We start from the raw sequence: 19,461 nt of genomic DNA, 5'->3' as shown, positions 1-19,461 counted from the left end.
GACCTGTGCCTATTTAAGAGGGACCTCTGCCGAGATCCTTACTCCATTATCCTCAACAGCTTGTATATGATCATTCGTACAACATCTCTTCTAATGCGTCACCCATGCACTGCTACTTCCATTGCAAGGCATTTCACGAGTAACGTATCGCTTCAATCCGTCGCAATGGAAGTAGCAACTCATGCTGTGACGGACAGACCGATGGACCCGAGTACTCACAATCGCACTAGGAGGCAGCTCTATGAATCTCTATGTGAGTGGGAAAAAATCGAGATGCAACTAAGCATTTGCTTTGTTGCATCTCGGCAATTGCTTAGTTGCAACTCGCCGATTGCTTAGTTGCATCTCTGCTAACGATTTTGTATGGCTTTGAATTTCAGCCGGTTGTAAAGGGTCCTTTCTGACCCTATTGTAGCTGGTTTTTTCACTCGTCTTATTCTAACGCGTAACCTCTGGATATGGTGGTACTACGATGATGGATATCGATTATTCTGTTTATATTTGTTGATAGTTAACCAGTTACATTGCACTATTATGAGATGGACATTATTTTTTACTTTGACGCTTTGGGCTATGACGTGTCATGCCCAAGTGGTCGGTAGTTGGCACGGTGATTTGCGGGTGTCGCCCACTTATGCATTGCCTTTGGTGCTACATGTCTCCGAAACAGCTGAGGGGTATCGGGCGTCATTGGATAGTCCCGACCAAAATGCCGAGGGGATAGTGGTGGATGAGTTTGTTTTTCAGCCCGATTCTCTAATGGTGCGATGGCAGAGTGAGTCGATAGGGGCTAGGTTTCAAGGAACTTTGCAAGGGGATATGATCAAGGGGCTTTTTGCCCAAAGAGGACTATTCGCTCCGCTTACTCTTGTAAGAGGGGAGTATATAAAGGAGGATGAGATGCTTCCTTACCATGCGAGTGAGGTGGCGATTCCTTCGGACGAAGTGGTGCTTTCGGGTACGCTTACAGAGCCGTTGGAGGGCAGTGCCACCACGGCGATCCTCTTGGTAGCTGGTAGTGGACCGAATGATCGGGATAGTAAGATCGGTCCTCATAAGCCTCTCTATGATATTGCTGACTACCTTACTCGTGAGGGTTATGCCGTGCTAAGGTATGATAAGCGAGGGGTGGGGCGCTCTACGGGTGTATTTAATGCCTCGATGCTCTCCGATTTTGAGGTGGATGTGGAGGCCGCTCTCACCTATCTTCATTCGCAAGGTAAGTATCAAAAGGTGGGGGTGATAGGGCATAGCGAAGGAGGCCTGCTAGCACAGATGGTGGCTGCTGATTCACCTTCACTCGTTGACTTTATAGTGCTTTTGGCGGCTCCTGGGGTGAATGGTATTGAGACGATTGTCTTTCAGAATCAAGTGATGATGGCGGATCTGATTGAGCCTGAAAAGGAGGAGGCTTTCGGGCAGATAACGGAGGAGCTATTTGGCAAGATAGCTTACCACTCTACTAGTAGAGCGAGTGATTCGCTGCTGATTGCTGAGTACTTTGACAGGGTATTGCCACTGGTGAAGGAGGGGCGACGACAGGAGACTGAGCGACTGGTCCAAAGTGAGGAGTACCAACGAAATATGATTGGAGCTATCTCGTCACCATTCTATAAAGGCTTTTTGAGAACTGATCCCTCAATCTATCTCCCGAGAATTACCTGTCCAATCCTAGCCCTCAATGGTAGCAAGGATATGCAGGTGGAAGCGCAACGCAACTTGTCACAGATAAAGAGCCTTGCGACCTCCTCCCCAACTGTCACCGTGAAAGAGCTCGAGGGGCTCAATCACCTCTTTATCCCTGCCAATAGTGGGCATCCAAGCGAATACCTATTCCTACCCCCAGGCTTCTCCACCGAAGCCCTCTCCACCCTCCTCAATTGGCTTCACCAGCAACACCTCTAACCTCAGTGATCGCCATTGAGAATGGGGGCTGAATGCCTTTCCACTGTAGATGCGGAAAGCAGGTGTGAGTGGTGAAAAAAGAGATGCCCACCGCAAGGTGTTGCAGGTGGGCATCTCAGGGTATTCATTAGTTAACGGAGTTATTGGACAGGTTCGCCAAAACGGTTGGCAGTAGGGTAAAGCGCCTTCCGAAGTGGTGGGCTAGTGAGTTACTCGGTGAGCTGTAGTCGGATGACATAATGCGCTCCTATCTCAAGGTGCTGATTGGTGAGGGGGAGTTCTTTTAGCTCTGTGTCACTCTTGCCAGGTCGCTTGAGCTTGACGATTAGCTTCATTTTGTCCGATAGTGTTTGTGGAATTAGGAAGAAAGGGGTGATGGTGAGGGGAGTATCTACCGAAGTGCGAGCTAGATGCTCTACCTTGCCAGTCCAAGTATAAGTCTTGGGATCAGAGTAGTCCGCCCATTGCCGACGCTCAATAGAGTAGGTAGCCGTGGAGGGGATCGCTCGTAGCTCTACCGAGTAGATAGTCATATCGGGGGTCTCCTTATGAACGACAAAGCTCACTCCTGAGAGTAGGTGTTGAAAATGTAGCGGCAGGGGCTTGCCATAGTGAGCTGGCACTACCTCATGGGCTGCTACAATATCTACCTCCCCACTATTATGGGTAAGGGTGTAGCTCCCTTGTTGCCACGCTGGAGTGAGTGCACCATACGGAGCAAAGGCGAAGAAGCTGAGCTGTCGTCCTGCCTCACTCCCGAGCCACGGATAGCTGGTACGCCAGCCTGATGCCTTAGTAGCTCGAAGGTCTTGAAAGAGAGTGCCGAGGGGGTTTCCCGCTTGGGTTTGTAGAAAAGCAGTCACCTGCATATCATCGTGGAAGGTGTCCTGACCCTCCACTACTCCACTCCTCATATCTAGCCAGTTGGTCTCAAAAGCAATCATTTTGCTCTCATCTGGATGGTCACCCCTAGTACAGCTACCTAGGAATGGTAAGAGTGCCATAAGAGACCAGCCTAAGTACCTCATCATTTGCTTCACCATTTTATGGGTCATTCAATGGGTTCCTAGTAATTCTATCTATTATGCGTTGGGCATATTAATAGTATTCGCACCACTATCTTGCCAATCCTCTATCTTTACCGTGAACTTAATTGACTGGTTTGTTAGAATTGGGGCACCTGGCTTTGGCATTTCTGGCTTCATTGGATCGCTAGAAATCTCAACTCCAGTCGCTGTGGTAAAACCGACTGGCTTATTGATCTCTGGATCTTGGTAGCCTGCACCATCCTTAAAGTCGAGTGTGATCACATACTTTTTCCCTGCCTCAAGACCTCCTGCTATCTCCAAAGGAGTAGCCGCCCAAGCATACTTGCCATCGGTAGGGTAGAGAGCTACACCATCTTTATTCGTAATGCTTACTAGCACCGAGAGGTAGACGCCATTATTGTCCGTGCCACTTCCTAGGTGCTTTGCTGCATCCCACTTGGTCAGTGTTTGAGGGATCAGCATAAAGTTACCGTCCTTACCCATCAGAGAGACTGCGGTAGCAGATAATTCCTTTGCTTCTGTCATGGCATCGGCAAAGGTCTCTTTGTCGGTGCCGAGGGTGTAGCCACTTAGTGTGGTTGTGCTCTTGGTATCAGTAGGATACATAAAGGTTGCTTTCTTCACAATGCGACCAATCTTCACTCCAGCGACCTTGATCTTGTAGTTGGAATTGGCATTGCTATTCACCGCCTTTACCTCTATCTGTGAGAGAAGGTGCTTGAAATTGAGTGGCACGCCAGTAGTCGCGTGATCGGCACCATTGCCTTTGGCACGAGCCACGATGACGTCCACCTGCTTTGCGACCTCTGTTGGGGTGGTCAATTCTAGCTTCGAGTCAGTCTGGGCGATTGTTGCTGTTGCGTACTCACCAAGGTTGGCATAAGCGATAAAATCCAGATCAAAGCTTGGCCAAGGGATATCGCCACCTTCGGGTGCCCATAGGTCACCTGTACTCTCAGGCTTTACGGTCTTCCCCTCGAAATAAGCTGTTCCATTACCGTAAGCTGATACGGTAAAACCTGTACCCTTGAGAGTAGCTATATCCATCTCTGCAGCCCGTAGGCTATTAGCGATAAAAGGGGTAAACCCAATCTGCCCCTGCTCTCTTGCTGGCTCTGCAATGTCTGTTACTTTGCTACAGGAAGCTAATGCCATCGCTGAGGCTATTGCCAGTGCTGCCCATGTCGTTACTTTTTTCATCTTTTCTTTCTCCTTATGTAGTTATTATTTTAGTGCCTTTACATCTTGATATTCAGGTAGACTTTCCTCCAGCTTTCTACCGTGATGCTTAGTCCGCTGCGGGCCGATTCGTCTATTCTAGGTAGAGGCAACTCCTCGTCCAGCTTTATATCGATCACTGCCTTTCCCTTTTGTTGCTCCACTTGCTCGGTGACATCAAAGGTGTAAGTGTAGCCTTTGCCATCAGCCATCACCACATAGAGGATGAGCTCTTGTTTTCCACCCTTTGCTTTTGGGAGGAATCCATAGGTGATCATATTGCCCTCGACCTCCTGCCCTTTCCACTTCATGGCTATTGGGTGGTAGACACTCCCTTCGTGCCACTTATCTAGGCCTATGAAATAGCTTGGTGCTACGCCTCCAAGGCCTGCCGAGATACCCTGAACCGCCTGCAAGCCCTGTACATTGGTGAGCCGAATCTGCACCTCCCGATAGCGTGGCTCCATTACTATCGTCACCACTTGTCTTGAGGTGCCATCGGCTTGTGGCACAATCTTTGTCTCCTTTACTCGTCCTGCATAGAAAGGCTCAGGCTGTAATCGGAAGTCCTTCCCCTCATCCCACGATGGTGCCCTCAGTGAGAGAAGAGCGCCCGAAAGTGGGCTACAACTACGGGTGAAGCTCTCGAGTGTCTCAAAGTGTTCTTCGCCTCTATGCTGTAGGATGCTAGATGTGTTGTTGAAGCCGACCACTCTATAGCGTCCGTCACGTAGTGTGGTGCTTCCTCCCGCCTTGTCTTGGAAGTCTCGCCGTACTGGTGCGGAGCTATTATCGAGGGGATAGAAATAGGTGGTCATACCCGCCACGTGTGGCTCTGGTACTTGTGACCAATCGAAACGAACTTCCACCTCTACCGCCTGGGAGTAGCAGAGCTCCTTGTGCTGGCATTGGACAAAGAGAAGTGGTAGTAAGAGCAACAAGATATATTTTAGTCCTTTTACCATAACCTGTAGACGATTGAGAGTGAAAGCTTAGTAGGGCCTACGAAGTCCAGCTGCTTCGTTGCCACCCACGGAAAGCAACCATTTGTCTGCTTTCCATACTGCTTGAAAGAACCATGTAGATAGCCTATCCCTATGCTTCCCTCTAGAGTCCACTGCTTGGCGAGGCTCCAAGCATAGCCATACGCAACCCCTACACCAAAGTGCGTGCGATCGCCGAGCACTCCTCTCCCTCCCATTTGGAAGTCGTAATCAAAGAGCTGAGTATAGAGCCCTATGTGATGCCCCTTGCCCCCTTGCTTCCTCTCGCCGAGCCAATACTTGACCTCGCTCTCCAAGCCTTTCAACCGCCAGAAGAAGTTGGCTTTGGGCTTTGACCACCACGCTCCGTAGCCAGAGAGCTCCCAGCTCCAGTGCTCCCCTATAAATGCCTCTAAGCCCAAATTGGGTACCATTGCTATATCGGCCAAAGTATTGCTCCGCACAGATAGCCAGCTTCGTCGCACCTCAGAGGGAGCCCGTTGTGGCTCTACTCCCTGTGCCTGCTGTGCCATAAGTGGCTTTGCACACAGCAGTAGCATTGCCAGCCATAGGCACTGCACTACACTATGATGTCTCCTATTTTTCTTCATCTCTTTTTAAGGTTCCTTTATCTCAAACGCTGGGAATTCTCCTCTACCTACTTTTACATTTCCTTTGAGGGTGGGGCGTATCCACTTCTCAAAGTAAAGCCCTCCCTCTTTGAAGAAGCTTTCATATTGCCTTTCCCCACAGAGGTAGGCAAGCATCCATGAGGAGACTACAGGCATCACGATATGGTAATTCTCAGATTCTTTGCCCTCTTTATTTCGCCAATCATTGTGGTGTGTCCCCTTCATGGAAAAGAAGACCCGTTTATTTTTCTTAAGTGTCTGATAAAACTCATAGCCACCAATGGGCTCATTCACTTCATCTACTTCTCCAGAAATGATGAGTGTAGCATTGGGAGTAGCAGAAACGTCGCAACCTAGCTTATCCTTTCCTCCAGCCACCGCATCGGATATGAAGTTGGTGGTGCCGTGATAGGGCATCAAGCTCACTACGGTCTTGATCTTACCCCGCAGTCCATTAGGCTTCTCCATCGCTGCCGAAAAGAGTACCCCCGTGCCACCCATTGAGTGCCCGAGTAGTCCAATTCTCTGGAAGTCGACCCTATTATGTATCTTGGAACCAGGGCGCCGATTCTCTCCTTCGAGTAGCGTGTAGGCTGCGATGATGCCGTCCAACCATTGAAAAGGCTGATTCTGATCCATGGCGGTATAAACGAGTACCAGCATGCCGTGCGAGGCGAGTAATTGTGCAGTGTCGTGCATCTGCTCTTTGTATGCTGCCCAACCATGTACCACTATGACTACGGGGAGCTTGCCCATTTTGCCTATCGGTAGATAGATGTTGGGGACATCTTTCATATATTCTTCGTCAAAGGAGTAGACTGGATCGGCGACATCCTCTATTGCATACTTGCCATTGCTCCACCAATTCTCCTGTAGCTCCTGCCCATATAGAGGCCTGGAGCCTCCTATCATTAGGAGTGTAAAGAGGAGTAGGGTTGTTATTATATTGGGTCTCATAGGTTTCGCTTACTTAGTTGGTTGTCTTTACATTACGGACGATTCGGAAGCCGATCAATTTATTGGTCCGATCAGGTAGGTGCTTCTTACGGTAATCCACTTTGAGGAATTCCTTCCTAGCGTGGAAGCTTCCGCCCTTCAGTACCTTATAGGTGCCACTCGCTGGACCATTGTCATGCTCATAGGTGCGCTCTCCGTACCAGTCTTCCACCCATTCCCATACATTGCCACTCATGTCGTAGATGCCCAGCTCATTAGGCTTCTTGCCCCCTACAGGTTTAGTGCCATATTCAGGATTGGTAAATGCTTGCCAAACCTTAGGATTGAGGTTGGCCTGAGCTCCCAGCATCGCATTATCTCTAAACCAAGCAAAGTTGCCAAAGCGAACAAGTCCAATGTTGCTCTTTTGGGCTATATTTGTGTCGTTGGCTCCACTTGCTGCTGTGGCTATCCATATCCACTCTGCCTCGGTGGGGAGGCGGTAGCCATTGGCATTGGGGTCGCGTGTCACCTGCTCGGGGGTGTCACCTGTGATGGTGTAGACGGGGGTTAGACCATCCTTTTCGCTCAGTTGATTGCAGAAATGTATGGCGTCCATCCAAGTGACTGATTCTACAGGTCTTTCACCAGCATTGGCACGAATGACTCCCTTGAAGTTATTTCCAGCAAAACGAGATCGGTCTGGGTCGGTGAAGTAGGAGGGGTTACTGCCCATCACCTGCTGATACTCTGCCTGAGTAATTGGGTGCTTTGCCACGTAGAGATTTTGTATCTTGATCCCCTCTGGCGTTGATCTCAGAGTGCTTCGTGCGGTGCTGACGCCTCCTTTGAAGGTAAAGTACTCTGGGCGAGTTCCACCAGTACCGGGGACATAGAAGAGTTCACTGCCGGTAGTATTAGAAAATACTCCTGAGGTGAGAATGGCATGCAGCTCTACGTCACTATCAAAAACAGTCTCCATGGATACCACTTCCGAATCGATGGTCGGGTAGGCATCCTTGGTCCACCCTACAAAGCCCCAAGGATCTTGAGGGTTAAGGGTAGCACCATTCACTGGCTCTAATTCAGGTAGCTCTGGCAAGCAACCCTCTTCGGTCAGCTCTAATACCTTATTAATGTTCCATTGATCGCTCTTGAATTGGAAGTTTCGTGGCACCACTAGCGTCGCATAGTACGACTCCAATTTGGCCGTGAGCACAAAGTCGCTGGTGAGATGGTAGGGGAACGTAATCGGATTTCCCTTGCCGTCTTCCCATCTGATGAACTTCCGTCCAGGCATTTTCACCTCTGGAATATCGCTCTCCTTCAGTTCGGTAGCCTCCTTGGGAATAGAGAATTCCATCCGTAAGCTACCATACTGCATTGTGATAGGCTTTCGCTGATCAGCTTCCAGCTGAAGGTCGATGCCCTTCTCTTTCCAAGGCTCCAGTGATATCTCAAATCCAATCGCTCCACCTAGTATCGGTTCGCCTGGCTTCTCCATTCCGCCCCACGGCCGAGTGCTTACCTCTACGCCCGCGGGCAAGTCGGTAGGAACGCCCTTACCCAGCTCTGGCTCTTGATAGCCTGCTCCCTTACTAAAGTCTAGTGTCGCCATATAGTGCATCCCAGGCTTCAACCCTTCAGGCAGGGAGAGAGGTATCACCGCATAGGCATACTTTCCCTCCTCGAGTGGATAGTATTGAGCCCCTGCAGACGTGGTAATCCTAAGCAATAGTCCGAGATAGGTCCCTTCGTTGTCTGTCGCTCCCCCAGCTTGCTCTGCTCTATTCCATGGCGTAATCGGCTGCGGAATGAGCATAAAGTTGCCCTTGGCACTATTGCCAATCCACTGAGGAGTCTCCCCAAGTGTAATCACCTCGGGAGTAGCTAGTCCGAAGCTCTTAGGAGTGCTTAAATCTGTGTAGCTAGTGAGCTCCTCGCTGAGCTTTATCTCGGTAGGAAGAGTCAAAGTAGCTTGAGATCGTATGCGTGCGATCTTTACGCCAGCTACCTCGACCTTGTAGGCTTCATTGCTATTCTTCGCCTGGACAGAGAGCTGTGAGAGAAGGTGCTTAAAGTAAAGCGGTACCCCCTCTGTACCGTGCTCAGCTACTCGCCCCTTGGTACGTGCTACAAGGAGATCTACCTGCTTCTCCACCTGCTCAGGGGTGCTTAGCTTAATGCTCTTGTTTGTAGTCTCTAGGTCGAATGTGCCATAGTTGCCTAAGCCATTGTACCCAATAAAGTCCAGTTCATAGCTTGGCCATATATGGGTACTCGCAGTATTCCAAACGCCAGTGCCAGCACTGGGATCGGTGGCAGTCACTCGATCCTCGAAGTAGAGCTGCCCCTGTCCGTAAGCTCGGATATTAAAGCCACTCTTTGCTAATGTAGAGAGGGTCTCGTCGGCTCCTTTCAATTGCTGATTGACAAAGGCATGAAACTGTATCTCGCTACGAGCCTCAGGCTCATCTATTTCCCTCTGTCGCTGACACCCCACCCACGATAGCACCGATAGGAGTCCTACCACGAGATAAGTGCGAATGGCGATGATTCTGTACATTGACTTCTATTTATGTTGATATTTAAGCACCCCTCTCTCTATAAGGGAGAGCATTATGTATATGAATGGTGAGCATAGTGGCAAATCGCTAGCTTACTATTCCAATAAAGGCAAGGATTAGGGGCACAACTTTACCAAATGCTCTACAAACTTACCAAATAACCACTGCATTTACAAGCTTTTAACGCGTCGTGGGCAGGCTAACATATTAAAATAACCATTTCTCCCTCTCTGAAATTTCAAGCTGTGAAATATGATATAAAGCTGTCCAAAATAAGGTCACGGACCCCCTTTTATAACCGACTAGAATTCAGTGCTATATAAAGGCATCAGCCGAGATGCAACTAAGCATTTGCTTTGTTGCATCTCGGCAAATGCTTAGTTGCAACTCGCCGATTGCTTAGTTGCATCTCAACTTTTACCCTACTAGCATGGAGGTTTTTTGTGGACTTAGAGAGGGGCATTATCCCTGATTGACTGGGCGATCGTGAAAGCCATTTCCACAAGCCTATGACCTTAGTGGGTCGAACAAATCTATACCACCATAAACAGTAGAGTAGATCGCCTTCTCGTAATGTCCTCATAAAAAAAGAGTCCCCAGCCACACTTCAATGGCTGGGGGCTCTTTTAACTTAATGCTGTAGCTGGAGAAGCTGGAAGTGGAGCTCTCGGTAGAGGGGGTGGGTGAGTTCTGTGGCGAGGAGGTAGGGGAGTGCCTTGCCCTCTAGTAGCATCCGACGGATTCGGGTGCTGGAGATATGAAAGGTTGGAACCTCTTTGAGGACTTCTACTTTTTCACTCACCTCCCGAGGAGCCTCTTCTACGCTATATTCTGGGCGTGGGTAGGCGATGATGGGGATCTCTTGGAGGAGTTCATCCGCTTTGTGCCACTTGGGAAGGGTGAGGAGGCTATCGCCACCGATTAGGAGGGTAAAGGAGGTCTTTGGATACTTTCCCTTGAGATGCCGTATGGTATTGATGGTGTAGTAGGGTGGGGTGAGCTCTTCCTCTTCTTGTGACAAGCGTAGCTTGGGGTAGTGTTGGATCAGGTGCTGAATCCACTCTGCCCTAAAGGGAGTGGGGAGCTGTGTGCGATCTTCCTTAAAGGGGCTGGCGGGTGTAAGGAGTAGCCATACCTCATCGAAGCGATCGGAGTACTTCTCAACCAAATAATTGGCGAGTGAGAGATGCCCGACATGCATAGGGTTGAATGAACCAGGGAAAAGTAGTACTCGTCTCTCCTCTTCAATAAACCGCTGAATGATCTCTGCTGCTTCGTGGCATGCCACGTCGAGCTGGTCATTGATGATTTTGCGATCAAAGAGTGGGGCATAGCTCAGCTCGGTCTCTGCCTTGGCTAGTCGCTCTGCTATCTTCTCGGGGGAGTCGGTTCCTCGCGATTCCAATCGCTGCCGAAGGGTATCGATACTTGGTGGCTGTATGAATAGGGTGAGCGCTTGGTCACCGTAAGCTTTCTTGATATTGAGTGCCCCTTTGACATCGATATCCAGTAGTGCGGTCTCGCCTCGTGCGAGGGTATCATCTATCTCGCTCCTAAGCGTTCCGTAGAAGCAACCTTCGTAGACCTCCTCGTACTCGAGGAAGTCTCCTAGGTCAATGCGTTGCTTAAACTCCTCTGTGGAGAGGAAGTGGTAGTGAATACCATCTTGCTCCTCTCCACGAGGGGCTCTGGAGGTAGCTGATATGGAGAAGTGTCCACGGAGACCGTGCTTGCTGGTCAATTGGTCGATGATGGTACTCTTCCCTGAGCCACTAGGGGCGGAGAATATGATCAGTTTACCAGGCATAGTGCTATATAATAGGTATAGTATCGATTGTTAGAGTACATTGAGGACTTGTTCCTTGATCTGCTCTAATTCATCTTTCATTTTAACCACAATCTGTTGGAGCGTGGCGTGGTTGCTCTTGGAGCCTAGGGTATTGATCTCTCGGCCCATCTCTTGTGCGATAAAGCCGAGCTTGCGTCCCTGACCTACCTCCTCGTGATCGAGGGTCTCGATGAAGTACTTGATGTGGTTGCGAAGCCTATTTTTCTCCTCATTCACATCTAGTTTCTCAATGTAGTAGATCATCTCTTGCTCCAAGCGAGAGCGGTCGTACTCGATATCAACATACTTGCTTAGCCCCTCTTCTATCCTTTGCCGAATCTCGGTAATTCGCTCAGCTTCGTATGGATCTACACTATCAAGGAGCTGTGCGATGGTCTTGGCATTCTTCATGAAGCCATCGTAGAGCGACTTGCCCTCTTGTAGTCTAAATTCATTGAGCTTATCACATGCTTCCTCAACTGCCTGCATGGTGATATTCTCGAGGTCTTCAGTCTCTTTTTCGGAGGTGGAGCTCTCGGTATTCATCACCCCTGGCATATTGAGTACCATACGCATGGGGTCGGTAGGCAGTGGAATGGCGGTCTCCTCGCTAAACTCCTTAAGTAGTTGCCAGTACTTCTGACCCAACTCGCTATTGAGCTGTAGGCTGGGCTCCGTATGTAGCTGCTCAAGGCTGATGAAGATATCAATCTTGCCACGCTGTAGCTTTTGGATAACCCTCTTGCGTGCTGCTAGCTCTATATGGCGTATCTCCTGAGGAAAGCGGAGACTGATATCGGCCTGCTTGCTATTGATAGATCTAATCTCTACGACGATCTTCTGGGTGGAGGTGGAGGCTTCGGCCTTTCCGAAGCCTGTCATGGAATGTATCATAGCTTATCTATCTATTAAAGGTTGCGGCCGTGACAATTCTTGAACTTCTTTCCACTTCCACAAGGGCATGGATCGTTGCGACCAATCTTTTGCTCCGCAATATATGGCTGCTGCTTTTGAGGTTGTTGGCTTGCGGCTTGACCAGCCTCATAGCGTGCTTGCTGTGCTGCCTCATAGTCGTCCTTTTGTTCTTGATAGCGTCTGCGTCTATTGGCTAGTGGGTCTTCACGCTGCTCACGCACTTCTACTCTACGCTGCTCATCCTCTTGCTGCGGAGCGATATTGACGTGACCACGCATGATGATCTCAGAGGCTTTTTGATTCATCTCTATCACCATAGAGCGGAATAATTCGTAAGCCTCTACCTTGAAGATAACTAGTGGGTCTTTATTTTCATAAGAAACGTTGCGAACCGCATTCTGTAGCTCGTCCATGGCGAGTAGGTGACGCTCCCATGCCTCATCAATGGTGTAGAGAAGAATGGTCTTTTGGAATGCTTTGGCAACACTCTTGCCCTCGGTCTCTACCGCCTCCTTGAGGTTGGTAACTACGTTGTATCCAAGACGGCCATCAGTCACTGGTATAGCAATACGCTCTACATTATCGCCATGCTGCTCGTAGAAGGCTTTGAGTACAGGGTAGGTCACTTCGGCCATACGTTCCGAGCGACGCTTGAGGTTGGCAATCACCTCCTCCATGATGGCATCTACCAACTGGTCTGGATTACTACGCCTGTACTGCTCCTCGGTGATAGGTAGCTCGGTGGAGAAGGCCTTGAAGACACTTTGCTTAAACTCTTCAAAAGGTATATCTGGAGCACCATCGGTAAGGCTTTCTGCCGTCTGGGTAAGGGTGTTGAGTACGTCTAAGCCAATACGCTCGCCCATCAGAGCGTGATTACGACGAGTGTAGATGACCTTACGCTGTGCATTCTTTACGTCGTCGTAGTCAAGCAGATGCTTACGGACTCCGTAGTTATTCTCCTCTACTTTCTTCTGTGCGTTCTCTACCTGCTTGGATAGTTGCTTGCTCTCTAGCATATCGTCATCCTTTAGTCCCATAGTAGAAAGGATCCTAGCCATTCTATCAGAACCAAATAGACGCATCAACTTATCCTCAAAGGAGATGAAGAAAACTGACGAACCAGGGTCGCCCTGACGACCAGCACGACCACGTAGCTGTCTATCTACACGACGGCTCTCGTGACGCTCGGTGCCGATAATGGCGAGACCACCAGCCTCTTTCACCTCAGGGGAGAGCTTGATATCGGTACCACGACCCGCCATGTTGGTGGCGATGGTGACGGTACTCTTCTTACCTGCCTCTGCCACAATCTCTGCCTCCTTTTGGTGGAGCTTGGCATTGAGGACTTGGTGAGGAATCTTACGGAGTGTGAGCATCTTGCTGAGCAACTCGGAGGTCTCTACCGAGGTGGTACCAACAAGGACTGGGCGTCCCTCGCCGATTAGTCGCTCAATCTCATCGATAATAGCGGCATACTTTGCTCGAGCGGTCTTGTAGATACGGTCGTTCTCATCGATACGAGCAATAGGTCTATTGGTTGGAATCACCACCACATCTAGTTTGTAGATATCCCAAAACTCCTTAGCCTCAGTCTCGGCGGTACCTGTCATACCTGCCAGCTTGTGGTACATACGGAAGTAGTTTTGGAGTGTGATGGTTGCCTTGGTCTGAGAGGCTGCCTCTACCTTTACATGCTCCTTTGCCTCAATAGCTTGGTGGAGCCCATCGGAGTAGCGGCGACCATCCATGATACGGCCTGTCTGCTCATCCACAATCATCACCTTATTATCCATCACCACATATTGGTCGTCACGCTCGAAGAGGGTGTAGGCCTTAAGTAGCTGCTGCACAGTGTGTACACGCTCACTCTTGATAGAGTAATCGGTGAGGAGCTGATCTTTCTTCTCACTCTTTTCAGCCTCTGTGAGGGATTCATTCTCTAGAGCCGACAATTGAGAAGCAATATCTGGTAGGACGAAGAAGGTTGGGTCTTCGTTTTTACCCGAAAGAAGATCAATACCCTTATCGGTGAGCTCTATCTGATTATTCTTCTCATCAATTACGAAGTAAAGGTCATCGGTGACGATGTGCATTTGACGGTTATTGTCGGCCATATAGATCGCCTCGGTATCTAGCATACCTGCCTTGATGCCCTCCTCGCTGAGGTACTTGATGAGGGCTTTGTTTTTGGGTAGTCCCTTAAAGCTACGATAGAGCTTGAGGAATCCCTCTTCACGCTCCTTCTTATCTTCGCTGGCAATTTGCTTGCGTGCCTCGGTGAGCAGACGGCTGGCAAGGGTTTTCTGTGCATTGACTACCAACTCCACATCGCCTCTGAACTCCTCAAACATCTGGTCGCCCTTACTCTCTACTGGACCTGAGATGATGAGTGGGGTACGAGCATCGTCAATAAGCACTGAGTCGACCTCATCGACAATGGCGTAATTGTGCTTCCGCTGCACGAGGTCGGCAGGGGTGCGAGCCATATTATCACGAAGGTAGTCAAAGCCAAATTCATTGTTGGTGCCGAAAGTGATATCACAATTGTAGGCACGAAGGCGCTCCGGTGAGTTGGGCTGATACTTATCGATACAATCTACGCTGATGCCATGGAACATATAGATAGGTCCCATCCACTCGGCGTCACGCTTAGAGAGGTAGTCGTTGACGGTCACCACGTGCACTCCGTTGCCAGTAAGGGCATTGAGGAATACTGGAAGAGTGGCCACTAAGGTCTTACCCTCTCCAGTTGCCATCTCGGCAATCTTACCTTGGTGCAATACCACACCTCCGATGAGCTGCACGTCGTAGTGGACCATATCCCACTTGGTGAGGTTGCCCCCTGCCATCCACTCATTCTTGTAGATCGCCTTATCGCCTTCTATGCGTACGAAGTCATGATTGACGGAGAGGTCACGGTCAAACTGTGTCGCGGTGACCGTAATCTCCTCGTTGTCGGCAAAACGCTGTGCTGTACTCTTGACAATGGCAAAGACTTCGGGTAGTACCTCATTGAGTTTTCCTTCCATCTTATCGAGGATCGTCTCCTCTAGCTTATCAATCTGCTCCCATGCTGCTTCACGCTCCGAGAGATCCAGCTCGTCAATTCCATTCTTAAGCTCTTGGATCTGCTGTCGCTCTGGCTTCACCTCATCTTGGATGCCTTGGCGAATTTGTGCCGTACGCTCACGAAGTTGATCGTGAGATAGCGCTTTCACCTGCTCGTACTGCTCCTTAATTTTATCTACTATCGGAGTAATCTCTTTGAGGTCTCGCTGTGATTTGTTGCCAAATATCTTGGTAATAAAGTCTAAAAATCCCATATATATCGTTGTTGTCTATTATCTTATTTCATTCGTTGTTGCTATCTCAAAATAGAGCGTGGCGTGGGTGGTCTGATTCGGAGAATCCACGCAATCTTGGTAGAGACTTCTCGGAGATCGAGTGGGGTATCTATCTTTTCAGCCTCAACGCTGGGGTACATAATTACAGTAGTGGTAGTGGTCGCCGTCATTTGGTACTTAGCGACTCCTCTTTCGGTCGAAAGATCTTGGGCTGTCCAACTGGGAAGCAGACCGAAGATCACATCGGGCCGATTGGAATTTGTGGCACTATTAAGTGCTGTGAGCCATGTAGCATTGTCGCTATTGGCAATCGCTTGATCTCGCAACCGATGCTCCTCAATGGCGTAAGAGATGCCACTAAACTCAAGCAGAAAGTCACTTACAGCACTTTGAATCTCTTTGAGGTGAAGCTTTGGATTGCTTTTGATGATTTCTCTATTGAGATAGACCGCCCCAGTAGGGGTGATCTCCTCTACTAGTCCTTGCACCCCATACTCTGCATGCAGGTACATATTGACTAGTGCTAGGCAACGATCGGGCTTGAATAGCCTGCGATCGTCTATAACAGTAGGAGAATATTCTCTCGACATGCCATTCCCTGTTAGGATAACAAGGGTGGACTTGGCATCAACTAATTGTAGCAACGAAGCAATGGTTCGATCCAGACGGAAGTAGCTCTCAATAGTCTCTCTTGAGAGGCCTTGAACCGCTTTATTGGCATTGCCTACCGTGAGGTGAAGCGAAAGAAGGTCGGGCGTCTCGTCCTTACCTAGCTGGGAGCTTTCAAAGAGTTTTCGGACGAGTGCAACCACTTCGTCATTAACGAGTGGGCTATCCTTAAAGTCCGCAATGTCGCTTGTTGTCTTGCGGAAACTATGGTTAAAGGAACTAGCAGTAGGAATACGAGATTGTGTTGATAGAGGTTGCCACGTTATTCCACTGCTTAGCCGTGCTGGCAGAGATGAAGTACCAGAGTTGGTTTTATCAATATACCAAGGGAACTCCCTAGAGTAGTAGGTGCTGCTGGCCCATCTGGCGGAGTACCCATCAATCCAGTAAGCAGCATCGCCATAGACACCAGCCCCGATAATCGCCTCCTCTGCCCGAGGAGCTATGCTATAGACGAGCGATTTAGAGCCATAGGCGCTTTTGAGATTATCCCCGAGGGTAGGTGAGGTGAGGGCCAAAGGCGAATAGTTGCCAGAAGTGGCATAGCCTAGGTAGTTCTTGTCTTGAAAAATAGAGTTCGTTGGGACTCTCCTCCCGCTTCGCTCCTTCAGGGTTGGCTGTCGCTCAGAAATACCAGTAGCCGAAGCAAGTGCTCCTGTATGAATGATAGCTTCAGAGGCAGTTGCATCGGCACTCAGCAGAGGGGATTGAACTTCGCTGTAGACCCTTCCCTTGGCAAGCAAGCGATTAACCCCATCGTGGGGCATCTCCTTAGAGAGCTCCTCGAGTAGGTCGCTTCGGAGCTCCTCCACGGTGATGAGTAGCACCAATCGGGGGGTCTGTGCCTGTAGCACACCCACCTGACAAAGGGTAAAGAGCGAGACTAGCCCTGTAAGTAACTTATTCATCTGTACGTGCCTCATTTCTGCAGGCTCTCCATCTATCTATCTGATTCCACGCCACTACCAATGCCAGTACTGGAAGGTCTATTGGTAGCCTTTGGAAGGTACTTGATAGAAGGTAGAGAGCTATGGCTACAAAGTTACAAAAATAGAGCCACTTATTGGAACTATGACAGTTTTTCCTGCCATGGGTGAATACCAACCAAAGCCAAAAGGGATGTAGGAATAGCATATTGGCATTGGGCCAAGTGTGTGGGTGCTCAGAGAAGAGAGCTAAAAACCAAACAGTCACTCCACCAATGGCCAGTAGCGCATATAGCACCCTCTCACTTACAATCCGTGCTTTATCCCATTTGCCCCACTTGAGTAGATAGAGGTAGAGCCCAACCAAAAGAAAGACAATGAGCGGGAAATGGCACTTCTCCACAGGGTTATTGATGACTTTTGTTTGTGGCACCCATGTAGTCTTATTGGTCACTAATAGTTCGCCAGTGTCAGCACGTCGCGCAGTGTCCATTTCTTGGGCCAATAACTCTGGTAAAAAGCCGGCGTCCCTAAGGCTCATCTGTCGGTCACTCTTCCAGCCAAGGCAGATATCAGCTCCTAGAGTGTACCAAACGGCAGAGTGGCTTTTGCCCCTAATCGCCTCTCTAAATGTAGGAAGTTGGTCTAAAGAAAAATCATACTTAAGTCCACCTACCGCCTCTTCAATCATATCTCTAGGGCGGGTGGCGCAATTATCAAAATAGAAATTGTACTGATAGTCTCTATTCTCCGGCAGCGCATTCCAATTGAGCTTGTCCGATAGTAGCGTTGCCTCCTCATCGGTGAGGGCAAGCTCTTGCTCTACTACTTCTCTTCCTTGTGCCGCGTACTCCCAAAGAAAGTCTTGAAATGTGGTCACCCCTAGTGAGTACATTGGCTTACCAATCATAAAGTTGATAAGGAAGTTTTTCTGATCCAGGGAGAAGTAACCATAATTATACACCAAGTCGGTATCTCCGTACTGTACGCGTAGAGCCGTGTGCCCATAAAGATAAAACACATACTCGTCGGTAGGTCCGCAAGTGAGCAGACTGATCCGAGGGGCTTCTGCATGGGCATTAGACAAGCCCAGGAGTAGAGTGATGAGTAGTAGGTATTTCTTTATCATAAGGTTGTCCAATTGGGAATCTCTTTTGTGGTTAATGAGCTATTACGGAGAGCCAAGTGTCGTGGATAAAGGTTATTAGCTCTATTCACTACCTGCTTGATAAAGCCAAGTGGGATGTCTTGATAAGTAAGGAGATTAATCCCACGCTCGCTCTCAATGTTAAGCACCTCCCGCTTTAGGAAACGAAGCACCTCCTCATCGGTCGCTTCATATCTTGGAAAGGGGGCTTTGGTTGCCAATGGTGCACTGCTCGCCCAGCTGTGTGCCGGGAGAAAGTCTTTGCCCTTTTGTGTCCCAAGTGGCACGCCCCCCGTGAGTACTTGTACCCCTTTGAGCAATGATAATACCTCTTGCCCAGCTTTGCTGAGATGATACCACGTACCGTGGTGCTCATATAGGTTTTCTCGCTCGAATTGTGATGTGAGCAATGGTGGTATGATGCTAGTTGTTTGAGGTTTCCCTGTCTTTTGTGTCGTGTCTCCCCCGCACTTCTCTACGGCAAAAATGGTCAGCCCTTCACCCTCAACACGATGTGGCATCAGACTATAAACGCCCTCCTCTCGCTCCCAAATACCCCATTCCGTTGGAAGGTCAATGCGCATCAACTTAAGTGGATATTTACTTTGGAGGTAGTGGAGTTGTTCCTCATTTTCATCCCTGTTGTAGGTGCAGGTGCTATATATTAGGTGCCCTCCCTCTTCCAGCATCATCCACGCCTCGTCTAGGATCTCCCGTTGCCTTTGCGTGCAGAGTGCGATATTCGCTTCCGACCAATTTTCAATTGCGGCTGGCTCCTTTCTAAACATTCCCTCACCCGAGCAAGGAGCATCCACCAATATCAGGTCGGCCATTATCCCCGTAGCGCTTAGCTTTTGTGGAGAGGCCGAGGTGACGATGGTCTCCTCTAGTCCGTAGCGGGTAAGGTTTTCGAGAAGTATCTGAGCACGCTTGGTATCTATCTCATTGGAGATGAGTAGCGTGTCGGTAGGAAGGTAGCTCCTCAATAGGCTACTTTTGCCCCCAGGTGCAGCACATAAGTCAATAGCCCGTGACGGGGAAAGATGAAGTTGCTGGATGAACTGAGCCAAAACCATCGACGAAGCCTCCTGTACGTAGTATGCGCCTGCATGCCAAAGTGGGTCTGCACCAAAAAGGACGGCGTCATCAACATACCGACCCAACGAACACCAAGGCACAGCACGCAAGCTACTCCGAAAGCTCTTGGCTGGGTGGAGCCGTATAGAGGATGCCAATGGAGTAGCTAGTGCTTGGCTCAATTGGGAAAGTACCTCCGCACCAAACTGTTTGGCAAAACGCTTTTCAAAGCCCTCCGGTAGCGTAAGCATAGAGAGTTGGC

Annotated in this window: 13 protein-coding genes; 1 reads left to right on the top strand and 12 read right to left on the bottom strand. The window is 49.4% G+C overall.

What is annotated here, in order from left to right:
* Positions 1-534 precede the first annotated feature (534 nt).
* Positions 535-1,905 carry an alpha/beta hydrolase family protein gene (locus HMPREF3027_RS01875; protein WP_070706581.1) on the top strand — a complete coding sequence of 457 codons (1,371 nt, stop codon included), beginning with the start codon at positions 535-537 and terminating at the stop codon, positions 1,903-1,905.
* Positions 1,906-2,114: 209 nt separating this feature from the next.
* Here the strand turns inward: HMPREF3027_RS01875 and HMPREF3027_RS01870 are convergent, their stop codons facing one another.
* The 12 genes from HMPREF3027_RS01870 to HMPREF3027_RS01815 form a co-directional block, all read right to left on the bottom strand.
* Entirely contained in the window at positions 2,115-2,936 is an 822-nt protein-coding gene (locus HMPREF3027_RS01870; protein ID WP_168165859.1) for a fimbrillin family protein, read from the bottom strand.
* Positions 2,937-2,987: 51 nt separating this feature from the next.
* A complete protein-coding gene (locus HMPREF3027_RS01865; RefSeq protein ID WP_070706577.1) occupies positions 2,988-4,154 on the bottom strand; it encodes a fimbrillin family protein in 1,167 nt (388 codons plus the stop codon).
* A 38-nt stretch (positions 4,155-4,192) separates the two neighbouring features.
* On the bottom strand, positions 4,193-5,137 hold the full coding sequence (locus tag HMPREF3027_RS01860; protein ID WP_070706575.1) for a DUF5119 domain-containing protein: 945 nt from the start codon (positions 5,135-5,137) through the stop codon (positions 4,193-4,195).
* A complete protein-coding gene (locus HMPREF3027_RS01855; protein ID WP_083317464.1) occupies positions 5,131-5,766 on the bottom strand; it encodes a DUF3575 domain-containing protein in 636 nt (211 codons plus the stop codon). Before HMPREF3027_RS01855 ends, HMPREF3027_RS01860 begins: the two co-directional genes overlap by 7 nt.
* Before the next feature lie 6 nt (positions 5,767-5,772).
* Complete coding sequence (locus tag HMPREF3027_RS01850) at positions 5,773-6,744, bottom strand: alpha/beta hydrolase (protein WP_141756207.1); 972 nt, start codon at positions 6,742-6,744, stop codon at positions 5,773-5,775.
* A 13-nt stretch (positions 6,745-6,757) separates the two neighbouring features.
* Positions 6,758-9,289, bottom strand: coding sequence for an SUMF1/EgtB/PvdO family nonheme iron enzyme (locus HMPREF3027_RS01845; protein ID WP_070706569.1), 2,532 nt, complete (start codon positions 9,287-9,289; stop codon positions 6,758-6,760).
* A gap of 632 nt (positions 9,290-9,921) precedes the next feature.
* Positions 9,922-11,097, bottom strand: coding sequence for a guanylate kinase (gene gmk / locus HMPREF3027_RS01840; RefSeq protein WP_070706567.1), 1,176 nt, complete (start codon positions 11,095-11,097; stop codon positions 9,922-9,924).
* 30 nt (positions 11,098-11,127) lie between these two features.
* A complete protein-coding gene (locus HMPREF3027_RS01835) occupies positions 11,128-12,012 on the bottom strand; it encodes a YicC/YloC family endoribonuclease (protein WP_070706564.1) in 885 nt (294 codons plus the stop codon).
* 14 nt (positions 12,013-12,026) lie between these two features.
* A complete protein-coding gene (secA, locus tag HMPREF3027_RS01830; RefSeq protein ID WP_070706562.1) occupies positions 12,027-15,359 on the bottom strand; it encodes a preprotein translocase subunit SecA in 3,333 nt (1,110 codons plus the stop codon).
* A 41-nt stretch (positions 15,360-15,400) separates the two neighbouring features.
* On the bottom strand, positions 15,401-16,957 hold the full coding sequence (locus tag HMPREF3027_RS01825; RefSeq protein WP_070706560.1) for an alkaline phosphatase family protein: 1,557 nt from the start codon (positions 16,955-16,957) through the stop codon (positions 15,401-15,403).
* A complete protein-coding gene (locus tag HMPREF3027_RS01820) occupies positions 16,950-18,104 on the bottom strand; it encodes a lipoprotein N-acyltransferase Lnb domain-containing protein (RefSeq protein WP_070706558.1) in 1,155 nt (384 codons plus the stop codon). Before HMPREF3027_RS01820 ends, HMPREF3027_RS01825 begins: the two co-directional genes overlap by 8 nt.
* Complete coding sequence (locus HMPREF3027_RS01815) at positions 18,101-19,450, bottom strand: methyltransferase RsmF C-terminal domain-like protein (protein WP_070706556.1); 1,350 nt, start codon at positions 19,448-19,450, stop codon at positions 18,101-18,103. The genes HMPREF3027_RS01820 and HMPREF3027_RS01815 overlap by 4 nt, the downstream gene beginning before the upstream one ends.
* Positions 19,451-19,461 lie beyond the last annotated feature (11 nt).

It is taken from the genome of Porphyromonas sp. HMSC077F02, from assembly GCF_001815465.1.
Classification (GTDB): Bacteria; Bacteroidota; Bacteroidia; order Bacteroidales; family Porphyromonadaceae; genus Porphyromonas_A; species Porphyromonas_A somerae.
Note: the sequence above shows the minus strand (reverse complement) of the source record. Positions and strands in the feature narration are given on the sequence as shown.

What these genes read in the sequence shown, in the direction of transcription:
- HMPREF3027_RS01875 (WP_070706581.1), top strand. Translation starts at nt 535, where the DNA reads ATGAGATGGACATTATTTTTTACTTTGACGCTTTGGGCTATGACGTGT.
- HMPREF3027_RS01870 (WP_168165859.1), bottom strand. Translation starts at nt 2,936, where the DNA reads ATGATGAGGTACTTAGGCTGGTCTCTTATGGCACTCTTACCATTCCTA.
- HMPREF3027_RS01865 (WP_070706577.1), bottom strand. Translation starts at nt 4,154, where the DNA reads ATGAAAAAAGTAACGACATGGGCAGCACTGGCAATAGCCTCAGCGATG.
- HMPREF3027_RS01860 (WP_070706575.1), bottom strand. Translation starts at nt 5,137, where the DNA reads ATGGTAAAAGGACTAAAATATATCTTGTTGCTCTTACTACCACTTCTC.
- HMPREF3027_RS01855 (WP_083317464.1), bottom strand. Translation starts at nt 5,766, where the DNA reads ATGAAGAAAAATAGGAGACATCATAGTGTAGTGCAGTGCCTATGGCTG.
- HMPREF3027_RS01850 (WP_141756207.1), bottom strand. Translation starts at nt 6,744, where the DNA reads ATGAGACCCAATATAATAACAACCCTACTCCTCTTTACACTCCTAATG.
- HMPREF3027_RS01845 (WP_070706569.1), bottom strand. Translation starts at nt 9,289, where the DNA reads ATGTACAGAATCATCGCCATTCGCACTTATCTCGTGGTAGGACTCCTA.
- gmk (WP_070706567.1), bottom strand. Translation starts at nt 11,097, where the DNA reads ATGCCTGGTAAACTGATCATATTCTCCGCCCCTAGTGGCTCAGGGAAG.
- HMPREF3027_RS01835 (WP_070706564.1), bottom strand. Translation starts at nt 12,012, where the DNA reads ATGATACATTCCATGACAGGCTTCGGAAAGGCCGAAGCCTCCACCTCC.
- secA (WP_070706562.1), bottom strand. Translation starts at nt 15,359, where the DNA reads ATGGGATTTTTAGACTTTATTACCAAGATATTTGGCAACAAATCACAG.
- HMPREF3027_RS01825 (WP_070706560.1), bottom strand. Translation starts at nt 16,957, where the DNA reads ATGAATAAGTTACTTACAGGGCTAGTCTCGCTCTTTACCCTTTGTCAG.
- HMPREF3027_RS01820 (WP_070706558.1), bottom strand. Translation starts at nt 18,104, where the DNA reads ATGATAAAGAAATACCTACTACTCATCACTCTACTCCTGGGCTTGTCT.
- HMPREF3027_RS01815 (WP_070706556.1), bottom strand. Translation starts at nt 19,450, where the DNA reads ATGCTTACGCTACCGGAGGGCTTTGAAAAGCGTTTTGCCAAACAGTTT.